The sequence below is a fragment of the Methanosalsum zhilinae DSM 4017 genome (assembly GCF_000217995.1).
Lineage (GTDB): Archaea > Halobacteriota > Methanosarcinia > Methanosarcinales > Methanosarcinaceae > Methanosalsum > Methanosalsum zhilinae.
The window spans coordinates 790,355-805,491 of the sequence record NC_015676.1; the positions used below are offsets into that span (position 1 = coordinate 790,355).

Annotated in this window: 16 protein-coding genes and 2 tRNA genes; 4 read left to right on the forward strand and 14 right to left on the reverse strand. The window is 37.6% G+C overall.

Going from position 1 to position 15,137, the window contains the following annotated elements; all coding sequences use genetic code 11:
- Window positions 1-199: 199 nt before the first annotated feature.
- The 3 genes from MZHIL_RS03670 (at window position 200) to MZHIL_RS03680 (ending at window position 2,696) form a co-directional block, all read left to right on the forward strand.
- Window positions 200-565: a DsrE family protein gene (locus MZHIL_RS03670; protein ID WP_013898026.1), complete on the forward strand. Its 366-nt coding sequence runs from the start codon at window positions 200-202 to the stop codon at window positions 563-565.
- Window positions 566-667: 102 nt separating this feature from the next.
- Entirely contained in the window at window positions 668-1,918 is a 1,251-nt protein-coding gene (gene hmgA / locus MZHIL_RS03675) for a hydroxymethylglutaryl-CoA reductase (NADPH) (RefSeq protein WP_013898027.1), read from the forward strand.
- A 148-nt stretch (window positions 1,919-2,066) separates the two neighbouring features.
- On the forward strand, window positions 2,067-2,696 hold the full coding sequence (locus MZHIL_RS03680; RefSeq protein ID WP_013898028.1) for a hypothetical protein: 630 nt from the start codon (window positions 2,067-2,069) through the stop codon (window positions 2,694-2,696).
- Window positions 2,697-2,710: 14 nt separating this feature from the next.
- Here the strand turns inward: MZHIL_RS03680 and MZHIL_RS03685 are convergent, their stop codons facing one another.
- The 7 genes from MZHIL_RS03685 to MZHIL_RS03715 all read right to left on the reverse strand — a co-directional run bounded on the left by MZHIL_RS03685 (window position 2,711) and on the right by MZHIL_RS03715 (window position 9,135).
- Entirely contained in the window at window positions 2,711-2,923 is a 213-nt protein-coding gene (locus MZHIL_RS03685) for a hypothetical protein (protein WP_157209626.1), read from the reverse strand.
- Between the two features lie 28 nt (window positions 2,924-2,951).
- Window positions 2,952-4,184: a 3-isopropylmalate dehydratase large subunit gene (locus MZHIL_RS03690; RefSeq protein WP_281034001.1), complete on the reverse strand. Its 1,233-nt coding sequence runs from the start codon at window positions 4,182-4,184 to the stop codon at window positions 2,952-2,954.
- 100 nt (window positions 4,185-4,284) lie between these two features.
- Complete coding sequence (hdrB, locus tag MZHIL_RS03695) at window positions 4,285-5,232, reverse strand: ferredoxin:CoB-CoM heterodisulfide reductase subunit HdrB (RefSeq protein ID WP_013898031.1); 948 nt, start codon at window positions 5,230-5,232, stop codon at window positions 4,285-4,287.
- Window positions 5,233-5,241: 9 nt separating this feature from the next.
- A complete protein-coding gene (gene hdrC / locus MZHIL_RS03700; RefSeq protein WP_013898032.1) occupies window positions 5,242-5,862 on the reverse strand; it encodes a ferredoxin:CoB-CoM heterodisulfide reductase subunit HdrC in 621 nt (206 codons plus the stop codon).
- Entirely contained in the window at window positions 5,855-8,185 is a 2,331-nt protein-coding gene (gene hdrA / locus MZHIL_RS03705) for a ferredoxin:CoB-CoM heterodisulfide reductase subunit HdrA (RefSeq protein ID WP_013898033.1), read from the reverse strand. The genes hdrC and hdrA overlap by 8 nt, the downstream gene beginning before the upstream one ends.
- A 277-nt stretch (window positions 8,186-8,462) precedes the next feature.
- The gene (locus tag MZHIL_RS03710; protein WP_013898034.1) at window positions 8,463-8,861 is read right to left on the reverse strand and encodes a transcriptional regulator; all 399 of its coding nucleotides are present in this window, start codon (window positions 8,859-8,861) and stop codon (window positions 8,463-8,465) included.
- Window positions 8,862-9,058: 197 nt separating this feature from the next.
- A tRNA-Ile gene (locus tag MZHIL_RS03715) sits at window positions 9,059-9,135 on the reverse strand.
- A gap of 178 nt (window positions 9,136-9,313) precedes the next feature.
- Between MZHIL_RS03715 and MZHIL_RS03720 the strand changes: the two genes are divergently transcribed.
- Window positions 9,314-9,418 (forward strand) — tRNA-Ala (locus MZHIL_RS03720).
- A 300-nt stretch (window positions 9,419-9,718) separates the two neighbouring features.
- Here the strand turns inward: MZHIL_RS03720 and MZHIL_RS10810 are convergent.
- From MZHIL_RS10810 to MZHIL_RS03745, 7 genes are all read right to left on the reverse strand, one after another.
- On the reverse strand, window positions 9,719-9,850 hold the full coding sequence (locus tag MZHIL_RS10810; protein WP_013898035.1) for a hypothetical protein: 132 nt from the start codon (window positions 9,848-9,850) through the stop codon (window positions 9,719-9,721).
- Window positions 9,847-9,990 (reverse strand): hypothetical protein, encoded by a 144-nt coding sequence (locus MZHIL_RS10470; protein ID WP_013898036.1) that lies wholly within the window; start codon window positions 9,988-9,990, stop codon window positions 9,847-9,849. The genes MZHIL_RS10810 and MZHIL_RS10470 overlap by 4 nt, the downstream gene beginning before the upstream one ends.
- Before the next feature lie 702 nt (window positions 9,991-10,692).
- On the reverse strand, window positions 10,693-11,109 hold the full coding sequence (locus tag MZHIL_RS03725) for a hypothetical protein (RefSeq protein ID WP_013898037.1): 417 nt from the start codon (window positions 11,107-11,109) through the stop codon (window positions 10,693-10,695).
- A gap of 216 nt (window positions 11,110-11,325) precedes the next feature.
- Window positions 11,326-11,778 carry a ribonuclease III domain-containing protein gene (locus MZHIL_RS03730; RefSeq protein WP_013898038.1) on the reverse strand — a complete coding sequence of 151 codons (453 nt, stop codon included), beginning with the start codon at window positions 11,776-11,778 and terminating at the stop codon, window positions 11,326-11,328.
- Window positions 11,762-13,252: a type I restriction-modification system subunit M gene (locus MZHIL_RS03735; protein ID WP_013898039.1), complete on the reverse strand. Its 1,491-nt coding sequence runs from the start codon at window positions 13,250-13,252 to the stop codon at window positions 11,762-11,764. Before MZHIL_RS03735 ends, MZHIL_RS03730 begins: the two co-directional genes overlap by 17 nt.
- Before the next feature lie 17 nt (window positions 13,253-13,269).
- Window positions 13,270-14,292 carry a restriction endonuclease subunit S gene (locus tag MZHIL_RS03740; RefSeq protein WP_048815469.1) on the reverse strand — a complete coding sequence of 341 codons (1,023 nt, stop codon included), beginning with the start codon at window positions 14,290-14,292 and terminating at the stop codon, window positions 13,270-13,272.
- Between the two features lie 304 nt (window positions 14,293-14,596).
- A complete protein-coding gene (locus tag MZHIL_RS03745; RefSeq protein WP_013898040.1) occupies window positions 14,597-15,091 on the reverse strand; it encodes a hypothetical protein in 495 nt (164 codons plus the stop codon).
- Window positions 15,092-15,137: the final 46 nt, after the last annotated feature.

Sequence of the window (15,137 nt, forward strand, 5' to 3'; positions counted from 1 at the left end):
CTAAACAGCTCAATGAGGGGAAGCTATTTTCCTCTCTGTACTCATTTTTAATTTCTAATGCGCCTTTGATTACTGAATTCTGAATCCGATGAAGATATCCGCATCATTAAAAATTTATTTTTTAAATATTAAACTTTATATAGCAGTAGATTAATCCCGAATAAATCAAACATCACACTGATACATTCATGGTGATTTAATGGGAAAAATCAATAAAGTACTTCTTGTACTTAAAAATATGGTCTATGAGAGTACTGCTCCGCAAGAGATTATTCGTTTTGCCCGCTATTATAGAAAGATGGGGCTTGAAGTAGTTGTGGTTCTTTTTGGTCCAATGGGGGTAATCTTTGGCAAGAACAACAAATATGGTTCTCCTGCATATGATGAGAAAATAATAGAATGTATCGAAATGGGCGTACAGTTTAAGTGCTGCGACCTGGCTGCTTCTATGATTGGATTAAAGGAAGAGGAGTTGATTCCAGGTATCAAGATTGTTCCTTCACATGAACTGGCTGACCTTTTCCTGAAATATCGTGAAGAGGATCAATTGATACTTACTCTTTGAATATGGTAGCTTTAGGGGAGCGTGAATTATTTGTATGAGATGCCCATTGTTTTTAATGGGGTTATATACGATTTATTTGTTTATTTATTTTGAACTGGTGAAATGATGGAATCGGGAAGAAACTTAAATCTGCAGGAAAAAGATATTCTGAATAAAGTACTCTCAGGTGAAATATCAATTAGAAAGGTTGCCATGTTTGTTGAAGACTGGGAGTCTGCAATAAAAATAAGGCGTCTGGCAATTGAAGAATTGGCTGGAGTTGAATTTGAAAATATTCAGAACTATTCGATCGATACAGAAAATGTGGTAAAGAAAAATACCGAGAATATGATCGGAGCAGTTCAGGTTCCCCTGGGTGTTGCAGGTCCACTTAATATAAATGGAGAATATGCACAGGGAGATTTTTACATTCCTCTTGCAACAACTGAAGGTGCACTTGTTGCCAGTATAAACAGAGGCTCATCTGTAATCACGGGTTCAGGTGGGGCAAATGTCAGGATATTCCAGAATTCAATGACCAGAGCACCTGTATTTAAATTTGAGAATCTGGAGCGGACAAAAAAGTTTGTAGATTGGGTAAAGAAGAAAAGTACACTAGAAAAGATGAAAGAAAAAATTAAGGAAAGTACAAGGTATGGCGAACTGTTGAATGTAGAGTCATTTGTGCTTGGTAATACTGCATATCTTAGATTTGGTTTTGATACAAAAGATGCCATGGGCATGAATATGGTGACCCTGGCAACTGATGTAATTGTGGATCTGATAGTGGATGAGTTTGGAGCAGACCCGATATCACTTTCCGGGAATATGTGTTCTGATAAAAAACCAGCTGCTGTATCTTCAATAAACGGAAGAGGAAAAACAGTTGTTGCAGAAGTGACGATTCCCCGGGATACTGTAGAATCTAAATTAAAATGTACTCCTGATGAAATGGTGGAAGTAAATTATCGCAAGAACCTTTTGGGATCTGCCCGGGCCGGATCTCTTGGATTTAATGCTCATGCAGCAAATGTCATTGCTGCAATGTATATTGCATGTGGACAGGACCCTGCTCATGTGGTGGAGGGCAGCTACACGATAACTACGATGGATATTGATAAATACGGGAATCTCTACTGCACTGTCACACTTCCTGCTGTAGCTGTTGGTACTGTTGGAGGGGGAACTGGTATTGGAACCCAGCGCGATTGTTTGAATTTACTTGGAGTATCAGGTTCAGGTGAAAAACCAGGAGAAAATTCTAAAAAGCTGGCTGAAATTGTTGCAGCATCAGTTCTTGCAGGAGAACTCTCGCTTATCGGTGCACAGGCAGCAGGTCACCTGGCCCGGGCCCATGCAAAACTGGGCAGATAAAATATAATAAATTGCAGAGTTGCGGGGTGGGGCAATCTAATGTTATGTTATAATCTTTACATTTGAGCTGTTATCCGTAAACTACTTATTTTATTATATTCAATAAAAAATATATTTATTTTGATTCTTTTAAAGGGGGTTGAATCAGTTGAAATCAAAAGTATATGAAGGGGATAACCGTACTTCCATGAAAGTATATACTGGAAATACCACTGATTTTTTATCAAATATAAGAGTAAGCCTTGCAGATTTTAATGAAAACTGGAGTGTGCTTGTTACAGGAATGGATGAGCAAACGCGTGCTGCTGCAGCGATAAGTCTTGCACAGGCCCTTGATCCAAACTTCACAGTTGAGCAATGCGCTTTTTCTATTCAGGAACTTAAGCAGATAATGCACAATATAAATGTTAAGACAATAGTTCTGATAGAACAGAATAACGAAAATAAACTATCTGAAGTTCTGGATGCTGCTTCTTTACCAGGAAAATTATTGATAGTTACATCTCCAATCAAACCACCTGAATATAGGATGAAGAAAATTTACAATCTTCATGTATACCTAAAAAAGGAGATCAGTAATGAAGAAAATAATGGAGGTATCAGGGGTGTACAGGCGATAGCAATGATACTTAAACCCTCGGCCAGTATGAAACTGGGTGCATCTTACAATAAATCAATAAATATATTTAACAGTGATATTGCTATGCTGGATATTATGTACCCTCTCACAGATGTATGGAATCAGTATACAAATTTGAAAGAAAGTAAAAGATCTTAAAACTCAGGATAGATCTATTCAAGTCTGCTTTTTGCTTTTTTCAGATGCATTGTACATTTTTCCATATTCTTGGAGGCCATTCTTATTTCCTCCGCAACACCTTCAAACCCTGACAGTTCTATCTTTTCAGTCCAGCTATCAAAATTCTGGACGTGATTGTCATTGTGTTCTATCCAGTGTTCAATCAAATGAAGCAGTTTTTCTTTAGTGATCTCTTCAGAGCTCATTGTATCCCCAATGTTTTCATTCTGTTTTTCAAACATTTCCTGGATGAGTAATTGTTCCGGTAACTGCTGAAGCTGCAGCAGTTGCTGGTGAGGCCAGGTATATGCATCCTCCTTTACCCATACGGCCCCTGAAATTTCTGTTTGCGGTGGATATGCAGGTTTCTCCATCCCCTATAACTCCCATATGACCTCCAAGGCAGGGGCCACATCCGGGTGTTGCAAACGTTGCTCCGGCTTCAAGTAATTTTTCTACTGTGCCGTTTTTGGTAGCCTCGATCATAATATCTCTTGAAGCTGGTATAACTATTGTTCTTACTGCTACATCTTTACCTTCAAGTATAGCGGCAGCGTCTTCAAGATCCTCCAATCTTCCATTTGTGCATGTACCAATAAATACCTGATCCACTCTGGTGCCTTCCACTTCTGACACACCGCATACATTATCTACTTCATGTGGTCTGGCTATCTGTGGCTCAAGGTCTTCTACATCTATGTGTATTTCTTTTGCATAGATTGCATCATCATCTGCATACACCGGATCATATTCATCCACCGCTCTTTTTTTGACATATTCTAATGTTTTATTATCAGGTGGCACAATTCCTGTTTTTGCTCCCATTTCAATTGCCATGTTACACAGAGTCATTCGTCCTGAAACTGAAAGATCGCTGATTGTATTTCCATAAAATTCCAGGGCTTTATATGTTGCTCCGTCTGATCCTACAGTACCAACAACTTTGAGTGTCAGATCTTTTGCACATACATGCTTATTCATATTTCCTTCAACTGTGATCTTTATAGATTCAGGGACCCTGAACCAGAGTTTTCCGGAAGCAAAGATCTCTGCCATATCAGTTGCTCCAACTCCTGTTCCAAAAGCACCGAAAGCTCCATATGTGCAGGAATGAGAGTCGGCACCTACGATTAGCTTTCCAGGCATTGCAAATCCTTTTTCCGGAAGAACCTGATGGCAGATACCGTTCCCAATATCATAAAAGTTCCTGATTTTCTGTTCATGTATCCAGTTTCTTATATCTTTTTGCAGGGATGCAGTTGTATCGCTATTTGCAGGTGCAAGGTGGTCGAATGGAATCACTATTTTGTCTGTATTCCATACCTTTTCAACTTCCATTTCCCTGAAGGCCTTAACTGCTAGTATGCTTGTACCGTCGTGTGCCATAGCATAGTCAATATCAGCCATTACAAAATCATTTGCAACTGCAGTTTTTCCAGATGCTCTGCTAAGTATCTTTTCACTTATTGTGCCCAAAAGGTAAACTCCTTTGTGATGTTATTTGTTGATAATTGTCATTTTCTATCTATATTTAGATGCCTCTAATTAAAATTTACATAAATATATATTATTTGGTTATTCTCATTTTTTTGAGAAAATCATCCAGTGGGACTGAATGAGCTTTAAATCCACAAACACTATCCGGATCTGCACCAAGCGCAAGTGCTGCAAATTGAGCTATATTCATATGAATAATATCATATTTTGTGTTGAACTCTTTTTCAACGGCTGGCTGATATCTGTCATACTGTATCTGACAGTTTGGACACATGTGGAGGACCAGTTCCACATCCATTTCCTTAAGACTTTCCAGTTTTGAATGTGTTACTTCCAGAGATGTCTTTCTGTTAATATATCTTTGTGAGAATCCTGCGCCACAGGTGAGTGTTCTGTTTTCATACCAGTCAATAACATCTCCCCCACAGGCATCTGCAATTCTATCAATAAGATCTATTTTTTCAGGATTTCCTGTTACATCTTCATACTGAACCTTATAATAATGGCATGCATGATGTGTAGCTATTCTCACTCCTGAAAACTCAATTTTCCTCATACTCTTTATTTCATCATCTTTACTGGCTATGATCTCAACTACGTGATAGAAGTTGTCCACATCATGGAAGCTTTCAGGAGTGTATTCAAGATGCTGAAGCTCTTTATCCTTAAATATGCTGTTTATTTTCTCCCTGACGGGTTCATTGCTATTCAATAATTTGCAGGATCTCTTGTTGATAGCATAACATGTAGCACAGAGAGTTGCGATGTTTGGATAGCCGGCATTTCTGGCAACTGCAAAATTCCTGGCTGCAATTGCCGTTGTTGGCATCTGGTCAAATAGATCAAAATAATATCCAAGCCCGGTGCAGCATGACTGCCTGTCACTTATATGGTAATCCACACCAAGCTCATCAAAAAGAAACTTTGTTGAACTTTCAATACCCGGATATTCGGTACTCACAAGACATGATTTAAAAAGCAGTATTCTTTTATCAGGTATATCTGTAATCTGTTTCATTGGTTATGGTCACTTCCTATCTTTTTGAGATGACATTTTATCAGCATCTCTTTTCAGCTTCTCCAGCCTGTCGTAAAATCGCACACCTTCCAGTATCTGGTGTATTTCATTTCTTCCTCCATCTTTTACTCCTATATCTCCAAGACCCAGATTTCTCCTCATGCTGTCAAGATTGTCCCTAAATTCCAGCCAGAACTTGCCAAAGTCTTCTTCCATTTGATCTACATAGGGATCCGGAATCTTGCTTATACCCTGTTCTGCAAAAGTATCTGCATACTCAAAAAGCACCTCTATCTTATCAAGACCAATCGAGTCTTTGATGGCAAGTTGTTTGAGCACCTGTACCACCTGTGACGGACTGTTGTTTCTTGGACATCTCATATTACAGCTATAACAGTAGAAACAACTCCAGATAATGTCGTCTTTAATGATAGAATGGTCATTCTCAATTACTCTTTTTACAACTTCTCTTGGATTGTAGTCTGTAAATCTGGTTGCAGGACACGAAGAGGTGCATACTCCGCATTGTATACATCGGTCAATTCCTATATTGTCTGAAGTCCGTATGCTTCTTTTAATGGTATCTACAAGTGATTTTGCCTCAGGTATGTCTGTAAGATCCTCAGTCATTATGTTCTCTCCTTTTTTCTACAAGGGAATTGAAAACATCACATATTCCTGAATAATAGGGTATGTATGCCTTTTTAAAGTAAAAATTATCCGGATAATCCAGATCCTGTTTCAATTTTTCAAAATTGGATTCAGCAAGGGGAAAAATATGCGCTCCCAGAGAGCTGTCCGGAGGATCTTCTAACAGAAGAACTTCTGAGGCACCTTGCCTGAAAGCATGTGAAATGAGCAGTTGATTGACAATGGTTGTTGTCGGGACCCGGATAACTTTGATCTCAGATGGGTATTTGAGTGCACTGTTTCCTATGCTATCAATCGTTGTGTAGGCTATATTGGAACTTGCAAAGACCAGGATGTCATTCTTTTCCAAGAGACCTTCAACTTCTGCCATGATCTGCCTGTTCGTATAGCCCTCTATATGAATTGCATCTGAAGGGCACTGACCGGTACAATATCCGCATCCTTTGCATGCTACTTGATCAATTTCAATTTTACCTGAGTCGTTAATCCATATTGCGTCAAAAGGGCATTTCAGACATTGTCCGCAATGGTCACATATTGAATAATTTATCGTGGCTGTTTCAGGACTTAGGCTGATCACACCGGCTGATATAAATTCACGTGCGCGTGCTGCAGCAAGTCCTGCCTGTGCTATTGTATCGGTAATATCCTTTGGAGCCTGGGCAGTGCCACATACAAAAATCCCATCTTTTGAAGTGTCAACAGGCTTGAGTTTGGAATGCCTTTCGCGAATAAATCCATCTTCTCCTGTTGCAGTACCCAGTTTGCTGGCTATGCTCTTTGTCCCCTGGGATGGTTCCATAGCTGCGGAAAGCACAACAAGGTCAGCTTTAATATCCTTTAATCTTTGAGTCAGGGTATCTTCGACCTTTACGACCAGGCTCTTATCCGGCTTTTGCACAATTTCTGCAGGTCTTCCCCTTATGAAGGATATTCCAATGTTCTGTACTTCTCTATAATAGTTTTCATACATCCCAAATGCCCGGATATCTATGTAGCAGATAGTTATTTTCGAGTCCGGGTATTTTTTCTTTATGAGGGAAGCATGTTTTAGTGCAGCCATACAGCAGTAACGTGAGCAATATTTGTTAGCAGAAGGTTTTTCATCCCGGGAGCCAACACACTGAATCATAACAATATTCTCGGGAATCTTTTCATCAGAAGGCTTTAGCAGTTTTCCTCCGGTAGGACCGTTGATTCCAAGTATTCTTGCCAGTTCCATCTGAGTTACAACGTTGTCGTACCTTCCATATCCGTACTGTGCCTTTTTTGATGCATCATATTCTTCAAAGCCGGTTGATGTGATTATTGTGCCTGTCTCAATTTCGATAGTTTCATCTTTTTGATCAAAGTCAATGGCTTTGATCCTGCATGCATTGAAGCATCGTCTGCATTTGATTCCATTGAGTTCTCTGCAATGGTCTCTGGATATATTATATGTCTGAGGTACTGCCTGTGCAAATTTTAAAGATATTGCTTTTTTGTCCCTTGCTCCGCAGTTAAATTGATTTTCAACAATAACGGGACACACTTCACTGCATTTTCCACAAGCCATACAGCTATCGTTTACGTATCTGGCCTTTTTCCTGATGGTGGCTACAAAATTGCCGGCATTCCCGCTTATTTTTTCAATTTCTGAATGAGAATAGAGAGTAATATTGTCATGGAATTCAATCTCGTTCATAAGGGGGCTGAGAGAGCACATTGCACATTCTTCTGCAAGTTTCTCAGGTGAGAAGATTTTTCCGATTCTGGCAACGTTTCCTCCAATGGATGTTTCCTTTTCGACGATATATGTGCGTATTCCGTTATTTGCAAGGTTTATTGCAGCAGTTATTCCTGCGATGCCTCCACCTATAACCATGGCATTTGCGTTGATTGGAATCTGGGCTCCTGACAGGGGCTGAGAATACTTTAATCTCTCTATCTTACTTTGAATAAGATTTATGGCCTTTTCTGTTGCATTTTTTTCTTCTGTATGTACCCAGGAACATTGTTCACGCAGATTGGCTATTTCAACAAATGATTGATTGATATTGCATTCCCTGGCACATTTTTTGAATAATTTATCATGTTTTGAGGGAGTACAGGCACCGATGACTATTTTATTAAGTGAATGTTCATAAGCGCTTTTTTTAATCAGATTCTGGCCGATATTTGAACAAAGATAATCATAATTAAAAAATTTGATATTATCAGATTTATGTATCTCTTTTTTTACAGTTTCAATGTTAATTATATCTGAAATATTTCCTCCGCAATGGCAGATAAACACGCCTGTTTTTTCAGTTGCGCTATTCATTAAATAATATCAGAAATTATTTGCTATAAATAATTAGCCTAACAGGCAAATTAATTAGCCTTATTAGGAAACTTTTATATTCATCTTGATCTGTAAAGGGAATTTGTAATAAAATGTGTATATATTGAATTTATTTCTGAAAATAAAGCTACAGATAAAATTATTTATTGGATCGAATCAATAAATTGAAAAGAAAGTTTATGTAAGGAAAATTGGCCGATAAATAGATCGTTGGTAATAGCCTTGAAAGTCAAATGTATTAAACAGTATGATAGATTCAGGAAAGGTCTTTTAGTCTCTGTATGTTCTCAAGAACTGATTTTTTTTCAGACATTATCTCATTTTCAATTGATTCAATGATGTTGTCAAGGGGTACTACAAGCCGGTATAATTTAATTGGCCGACCTTTACCTTCTGTTTTTTTCTCTTCCCTGATATCCACCCAGTTGTTATCCCGCAGATATCTCATGGCAATGCTTACTTCAGGCTGTCTTAGATTGGACACCATCTCAATTTCCCGGGATGTGATCTCTTCTCTGGTAGATAAACAAACCAGGCTTAAGGCAATAGGTCTTGTCATGTTCAGCTTTCTTAAAAGTTCAACCATTTCATACTCTGTTTCACCCAAGTTCGGCACTTGCTTGTCTGTCACGTGATCACCAATATGCACCATCATTTATAAAATATAATAGAACTAATACTTTTTTTATTTATAAGTTTTATGGATTTGTTTATATAAATAAAGTGTTTATTTATTTCAGCTGCAGCTACATAATCAAAAATATTAATATGTAAATAGAATAAATCCAAATAACCATGATTTTTTCAATTAAGATTTTTCGATATGATGAAAATAAAACCTATTGTTAAATATGGTGGGCCCGCTGCGATTCGAACGCAGGACCTCACGGTTATCAGCCGTGCGCTCCACCAGGCTAAGCTACGGGCCCATATAGTTTATGGGTCATGATGCAATGCATCAAGCGACACTTCTCATAAGTCTACTTCTACTTTAACATTTCGATTTTAATCGTGGACATGATAAAATATTCCATAATTTATCCATATCAGGTCCGAAACATATCGATAACTTTATCAGATATAATGACTAGTACAAAGCTAGCACATGGGCCGGTAGATCAGGGGAAGATCGCTACCTTGGCAACTGTTTCGAGGTAAAATGCGAAACAACCAGAATGGTAGAGGCCTCGGGTTCAAATCCCGACCGGTCCATTAAAAATTTTTTGAAAGTCCTATTAAATACATATTAATCCAATTTTTTTTGTTTATGAATAATTTTGATTGGTAGAACATTGACTGATGTGGTGCGCATCTAAATCTTTCTTTCTGGAGTATATATTTTTTAAGAGAGCACCAGATTATGACCCTAATGGCCTAAACCTTTACACCTTTGAAAACAAGGTAAAACTTTGTGCTTAGGCCATTAAATGAAGTTGTATTGTCTTTCACAAGATCATTACTTCTCGTCTTTCTTTGCCTCTCCAGCAAAAATATCCATGACTGCATCCATATTTACTCATCTCCAAGAATCTCAGCAGCCCTCTTGTCAGCCTTCTTAAACTGCTCAAACATCTCTTCATCTGACATTTTAGCCCACTCTTCCTCATGCTCTTTAATTATCTCTTCTATTGATTTTTTGCTCATTCCTTGTCACCTCCCTTCTCCTTAATGAGTTTAAAGCTCTCTCCTTTACTAACATGTGTATCATAGATAGCACCCCTATCAACATGCTCCAGTACTTCAAACTGGTTAACGTTTGCCTCTTCTGCTGTATCAAATTTCATCAAATTTGTTGGTTAGTTTCTCATTCTATCATAGGCTATGCTTATCTCCAAAACACTGTTGACCTTCCCTAGCCCCTTCCTCAACTATCTATGGAAGTCAGAAACTCCTCCCTCTCCATAAACTGAGATAACTCTAATTTATGTATACATTCTTTGAGAAAGGTATCATATTACCCCTTTGCCAACATGCCAACCTCTCAGACTATCCTGAAGCCTGCCCGACCCTCCCAATAGCTCCAATTGGTTTATGTCCTTTTTAATAACTGTATAATATTCAGCTGTCATTATGCACCCCAATAAAGTTTAAACATGTGATGGATTAAAATCTTTGCTACATTTCCATGTAGAATTGATTTTGTTGCAATTTTCTATACTCTAGAGCACTGCTTTTTGAGATAAAATAAGAAAGAGGATGTATACCCTTAGGCAACTGAAGAAATAACAAATTTGACGCTCTAACTAATGCTTAAGATAAATTATTTAAAGGTGTGTAAATATAATCTTTTTTGCATTAGCTATCTTGGTAAAAATATTCAATTAAAAATACTAAATAATTATGATCCAGAAAAAAGTGTTCATGCCACATGTTCAAATAGCTACAGTCATAAAATATTAGTACATTATAATGAATCATTCTAGCACATCGGCAGAGTACCTGCGGATAGATTATATTGACGTATATTTATATCACTGTCATAATTATCAGAAGTGGCATGTAAAGTCGCAAAGAACTTCTCCATGTTTGCGAATCAAATTACATCTGACCATTCTTGTATTTCTTGTTGCACTTGGACTACTTCTGGATGGTTTCATGTTAGCTTTATACCATTCCTTTGATACTTTATAGACTTTGTACTTATGAGTACCTTCTGCTTGGCTATCTTTAGTCTCAAGAATTGCAACAACACTTTCAATATTTGTAAGTACATTCAGTGTGACACCAATGGATGGCGTATTCTTATGTGCCGATTTTATTACAACTCTTTGACCATTTAATAGAGCTTCATTGCTCTGTGTCTCAGTTTCAAGTAATTTAGCACCAAGATTCTTTGCAGCATATGAACTCATAAGATGCCCAAAACGGGCTCCTGCTATACCACTTTCATACGTTTGCCCCATTCAAATTACTCTCCTATTTTACCATTGTACTTATTTTTGCATTTATAACCACTTAAGACTCTCTCTGATGAGAGATATTACTTGTTGCATACAATTATATATTATAATTGAGAAAACCCAGGTAGAATCGATTGGTTTTAGTATTAGACAGACAGCGGGCGCTTAAAAATAACATAAGCTGTTAGGCAAATATGGATATTTGTCTGTAAAATACCACTAGTCTTCAAACCACTTTTTCATGATATCCTTAGTTTTGTCAAATCCTCCATCAATATATATAGCACCAGCAACTGCTTCCAAAGTTTCAGCGAGCACGTGGTCACTATTTCCATGGTTTTGTTTTTTTTGCCCTATTCCAAGTTTTATAAAAGGTTCAATTTTAAGATCTCGGGCAACTTTAGCCAGACCTGTCTTATCTTCTTGATTTATCCTACAAACCGTGATCAAATGTCGTGTTGTATTTCCTTTTTCTATCATCGCCAGTTCAGTTAAAACAAGTTTTATTACTGCATCCCCTATTGTCTGGAGTTCGCTTTGATCATTGCAACAATTCTCATTAGAATAGGCTGTTGTAGTAAGTGCTTGCTCTAAAAGTCTTTTATTTTTGAAAGGGTACCCTATAATATCTTCAATATTATCTTTTACCATTATTTCATTGTCTATTCCCATTAATCTCTTCCATTATTTCCTTAAAACTTTCAACAGCCGACTCCAGATTTTCAATTATCTCGTTGGCCAGAACATCAGGATCTGGCAGGTTCTCAAGATCTGCAAGACTTTCATCTTTTAACCAGAATATATCCAGGCTTGTTTTGTCCCTTGCTATAATTTCATCATAACTAAATTTGCGGAATCTTCCATTTGGATTCTCTTCACTCCATGTTTCTTCCCTGTTATGTCTGTTCTCTGGGTGGTAGCACTTAATAAAATCTTCAAGATCCTGGTATTTCATTGGATTTTTCTTCAAAGTATGATGAACGTTTGTTCGATAATCATAAATCCAAACTTCCTTGGTCCAGGGATCCTTTGATGCAGGTTTTGATTCAAAGAAGACAACATTGGCTTTTACACCATGTGCATAAAAAATCCCGGTTGGGAGACGAAGTATAGTATGCAGATCAGTAGTTTCAAGTAACTTTTTGCGGACTGTTTCTCCAGCCCCACCTTCAAACAGTACATTATCTGGAAGTACCACAGCAGCTTGGCCACCAGGCTTTAGAATGGTTCGAATATGCTGTACAAAATTCAATTGCTTATTGCTTGATGTGACCCAGAAGTCCTGGCGATTGTATGTTAAATCTTCTCTCTCCAACTCACCTTCTTCATTTGTAAAAGTCATACTGCTTTTTTTTCCGAATGGAGGATTTGTGAGAACATAGTCATAACGGATTCCTGGATCTGCAATAAGTGCATCAGTATTGGAGATCATTGGTTCTCCATCAATCTCCCCAATGTTGTGCAGGAATAAATTCATCAGGGCAAGTCTTCGGGTACCAGCAACTATCTCATTTCCTGAGAATGTTTTGTCTTTAAGAAACCTCTTTTGTTCTCTATCCAGTTTGTAATTGGAAGTGATGAAATCATAAGCTCCCAGGAAGAACCCACCAGTTCCACAGCAAGGATCACCGATTGTTTTCATCGGTTCAGGCCCTATACACTCAACCATTGCCTTGATAAGAGGTCGAGGAGTGAAATATTGACCCGCTCCACTTTTAGTATCTTCAGCATTTTTCTGCAAAAGCCCTTCATAGATCTCACCTTTAGTATCTACTTCCATCATCGCCCATTTTTCCTTATCAATCATATCAATGATCTTGTAAAGCATTGCAGGGTCACTGATCTTATTCTGGGCTTTGAGAAAGATCTGGCCAAGCATACCTGGCTTGCGACTTAATTCATCAAGCAATTTCTTGTAATGAGTGTCCAGCTCAGCACCTTTCTTCTGTTTCAGACTCTCCCAGCTATACTCTTCAGGAATCCCGATGTCTCTATTGTAGGGTGGTTTCCTGTACTCATCTGCCATCTTGAGAAATATGAGGTACGTGAGCTGTTCAAGATAATCACCATAACTCACACCTCCATCACGAAGAACATTACAGAAATTCCAAACCTTAGAAACAATTGATGATGTGTTTTCAGACATTATTTAACCTTTCAATATTATTTTGTTTTATTACTTTCAGCTTTAATCCGTTCAAGTAATACTTCAGCTGGCTCCCAATCAGGTGCACTCCTAACATCTTCCAACTCCTTCTCATTGAGTAACTTACCTTCAAAAGCTCTTTTTAGAATACTCTGTCTTAAAGCTTCAGCTTTCTCAAGATTCTCTTCAATATCTTTCTCTACCTTATCACAGACTGATAGACGAGTTTCGATTTCTTTAACTACTTCTTGTTGTTCGGGAAGAGATGTAAATGGTACTAACACTGATTTAATTGTATTCTGACTAACTGTGTTTTGTCCGGCAGATGAAACCATATTCTCATGAATATATTTCCTAACTTCCATTGTTTGAAAGTAGTAGAAGTAGAATTTAGATATTGCTTTGGAATTTTTAAGAGAGATGCGTATGAAATGGTCACAAAAAGCCCAGTCGTTATTGTCATCGTTTTCATTTACAAGAATAAGTCTACCAACTAAATTTTTACTTCCATTAACCCTAATGCAGGCTAAGTCATTTTTAAGAAGCTTATACTTTTGAATTTCTGAAGAGGTTAATTTTATGCATCGTGGATTATCATAGCTTATTGTCATATCATCAATGTCTGCTAAACGCAATACTTTAAAATCAAAGCCAGCCTTTCCACTTCTTTTTGCGATTCCATTTTGAGATGTTTCAAGTAATTCTGAAAATAGTATTTTGTTAAGCCCTAAAAATGCTTTCTTAAGCACCGCCTGCCTGTAAACCTTGAGCTGTTCCTGTGCTAGTTTGAGATTGGTAATGCCATTGTCGAGTTCGCTCAAAAGCTGTTCGAGCTTGGAGACTATGGCGCGCTGTTCGGGGAGTGGAGCAATTTCAATTGGAATTTTACGTAATGACCCCTGAGTTAATTTTAACCTTGTAGTTCCGGATACATATCCATGGAAGTTAAATTGATTTAAATAGTGAAGCAAGTATTTATTATCAAAATAGAATCTTAAAATATGGGCATGGTTATTGACCCAAGTTTTTCCAGAAATCAAGTAAGCTATATTTTTTTAAAGTCAAAAAAAGGGGCTCCATCTTCTCCAATTAAAACAAACTCACCATCTGTACGATAATCATCTATATATCCAATTTGACCTGTTGCCCCATAATATGGATATAATTCGGCTCTGTAGAAATCCTTATGTAAATAATAATTGTAAATGAGCTAAACATTAGGTTGAAGCGGTAATGGAAAATAGAATTTCTACATAGCCAGATAAAGAGCTAAATTATAAGAGAACCTGCTGGGTCCTCAGGGTCTAGAATTTATAGATTGAAACCAAAACATTAATCTGAACCTTAAAGACTCTTTTTCAATTCTTTCATTCTTTTGCTAGCTAGCTCAATTTTATCATACTCACAAAGTAGAGGAATTTCTCCACTATCTTTCTTTTTAAGTTCTTCTTCAGCCCATTTGTTAGCCCAGGCCCACACTACTAGTTCAGGGTTATCTGGCTCGGATGGAATGCTAACATTTCCATAGATTCCTACAGCTTTCAATACTTCGATGGCAGCTTTAGTATCGCCTTCTTTAATTGCTCTTTGCAATTCATCAACTGAATCATGGACTAGGCCGCGAAGTCTATCATGAGATGACTGCCATATTTCCTTTCTTTGCCTGTTAAGTTCAGCTGCAAAATAAGGATTTTCATTTCTCCAGCGTGTAACAGTTTCTCTAGTAACTCCTACAGCAATGGAAGTTTCTCTGTCAGTTTTTCCTAGAACAAGCAAATCAATTGCATTCAGCTGTTCTACTGACAACTTTTGTGAGTTATTGTGAGGTTTTGTGTCCATATTCTCTCCGTTTATTTTAGTGTCAGGTGTAGAAAAAGATCCCTTG

Coding starts and splice junctions, on each gene's coding strand:
- MZHIL_RS03745 (WP_013898040.1), bottom strand. CDS start 15,091: ATGGACACAAAACCTCACAATAACTCACAAAAGTTGTCAGTAGAACAG.
- MZHIL_RS03710 (WP_013898034.1), bottom strand. CDS start 8,861: ATGATGGTGCATATTGGTGATCACGTGACAGACAAGCAAGTGCCGAAC.
- MZHIL_RS03730 (WP_013898038.1), bottom strand. CDS start 11,778: ATGGGAATAGACAATGAAATAATGGTAAAAGATAATATTGAAGATATT.
- hmgA (WP_013898027.1), top strand. CDS start 668: ATGATGGAATCGGGAAGAAACTTAAATCTGCAGGAAAAAGATATTCTG.
- MZHIL_RS03735 (WP_013898039.1), bottom strand. CDS start 13,252: ATGTCTGAAAACACATCATCAATTGTTTCTAAGGTTTGGAATTTCTGT.
- MZHIL_RS03670 (WP_013898026.1), top strand. CDS start 200: ATGGGAAAAATCAATAAAGTACTTCTTGTACTTAAAAATATGGTCTAT.
- hdrA (WP_013898033.1), bottom strand. CDS start 8,185: ATGAATAGCGCAACTGAAAAAACAGGCGTGTTTATCTGCCATTGCGGA.
- hdrB (WP_013898031.1), bottom strand. CDS start 5,232: ATGAAACAGATTACAGATATACCTGATAAAAGAATACTGCTTTTTAAA.
- hdrC (WP_013898032.1), bottom strand. CDS start 5,862: ATGACTGAGGATCTTACAGACATACCTGAGGCAAAATCACTTGTAGAT.
- MZHIL_RS03725 (WP_013898037.1), bottom strand. CDS start 11,109: ATGGGGCAAACGTATGAAAGTGGTATAGCAGGAGCCCGTTTTGGGCAT.
- MZHIL_RS03685 (WP_157209626.1), bottom strand. CDS start 2,923: ATGAGCTCTGAAGAGATCACTAAAGAAAAACTGCTTCATTTGATTGAA.
- MZHIL_RS10470 (WP_013898036.1), bottom strand. CDS start 9,990: ATGAAATTTGATACAGCAGAAGAGGCAAACGTTAACCAGTTTGAAGTA.
- MZHIL_RS10810 (WP_013898035.1), bottom strand. CDS start 9,850: ATGAGCAAAAAATCAATAGAAGAGATAATTAAAGAGCATGAGGAAGAG.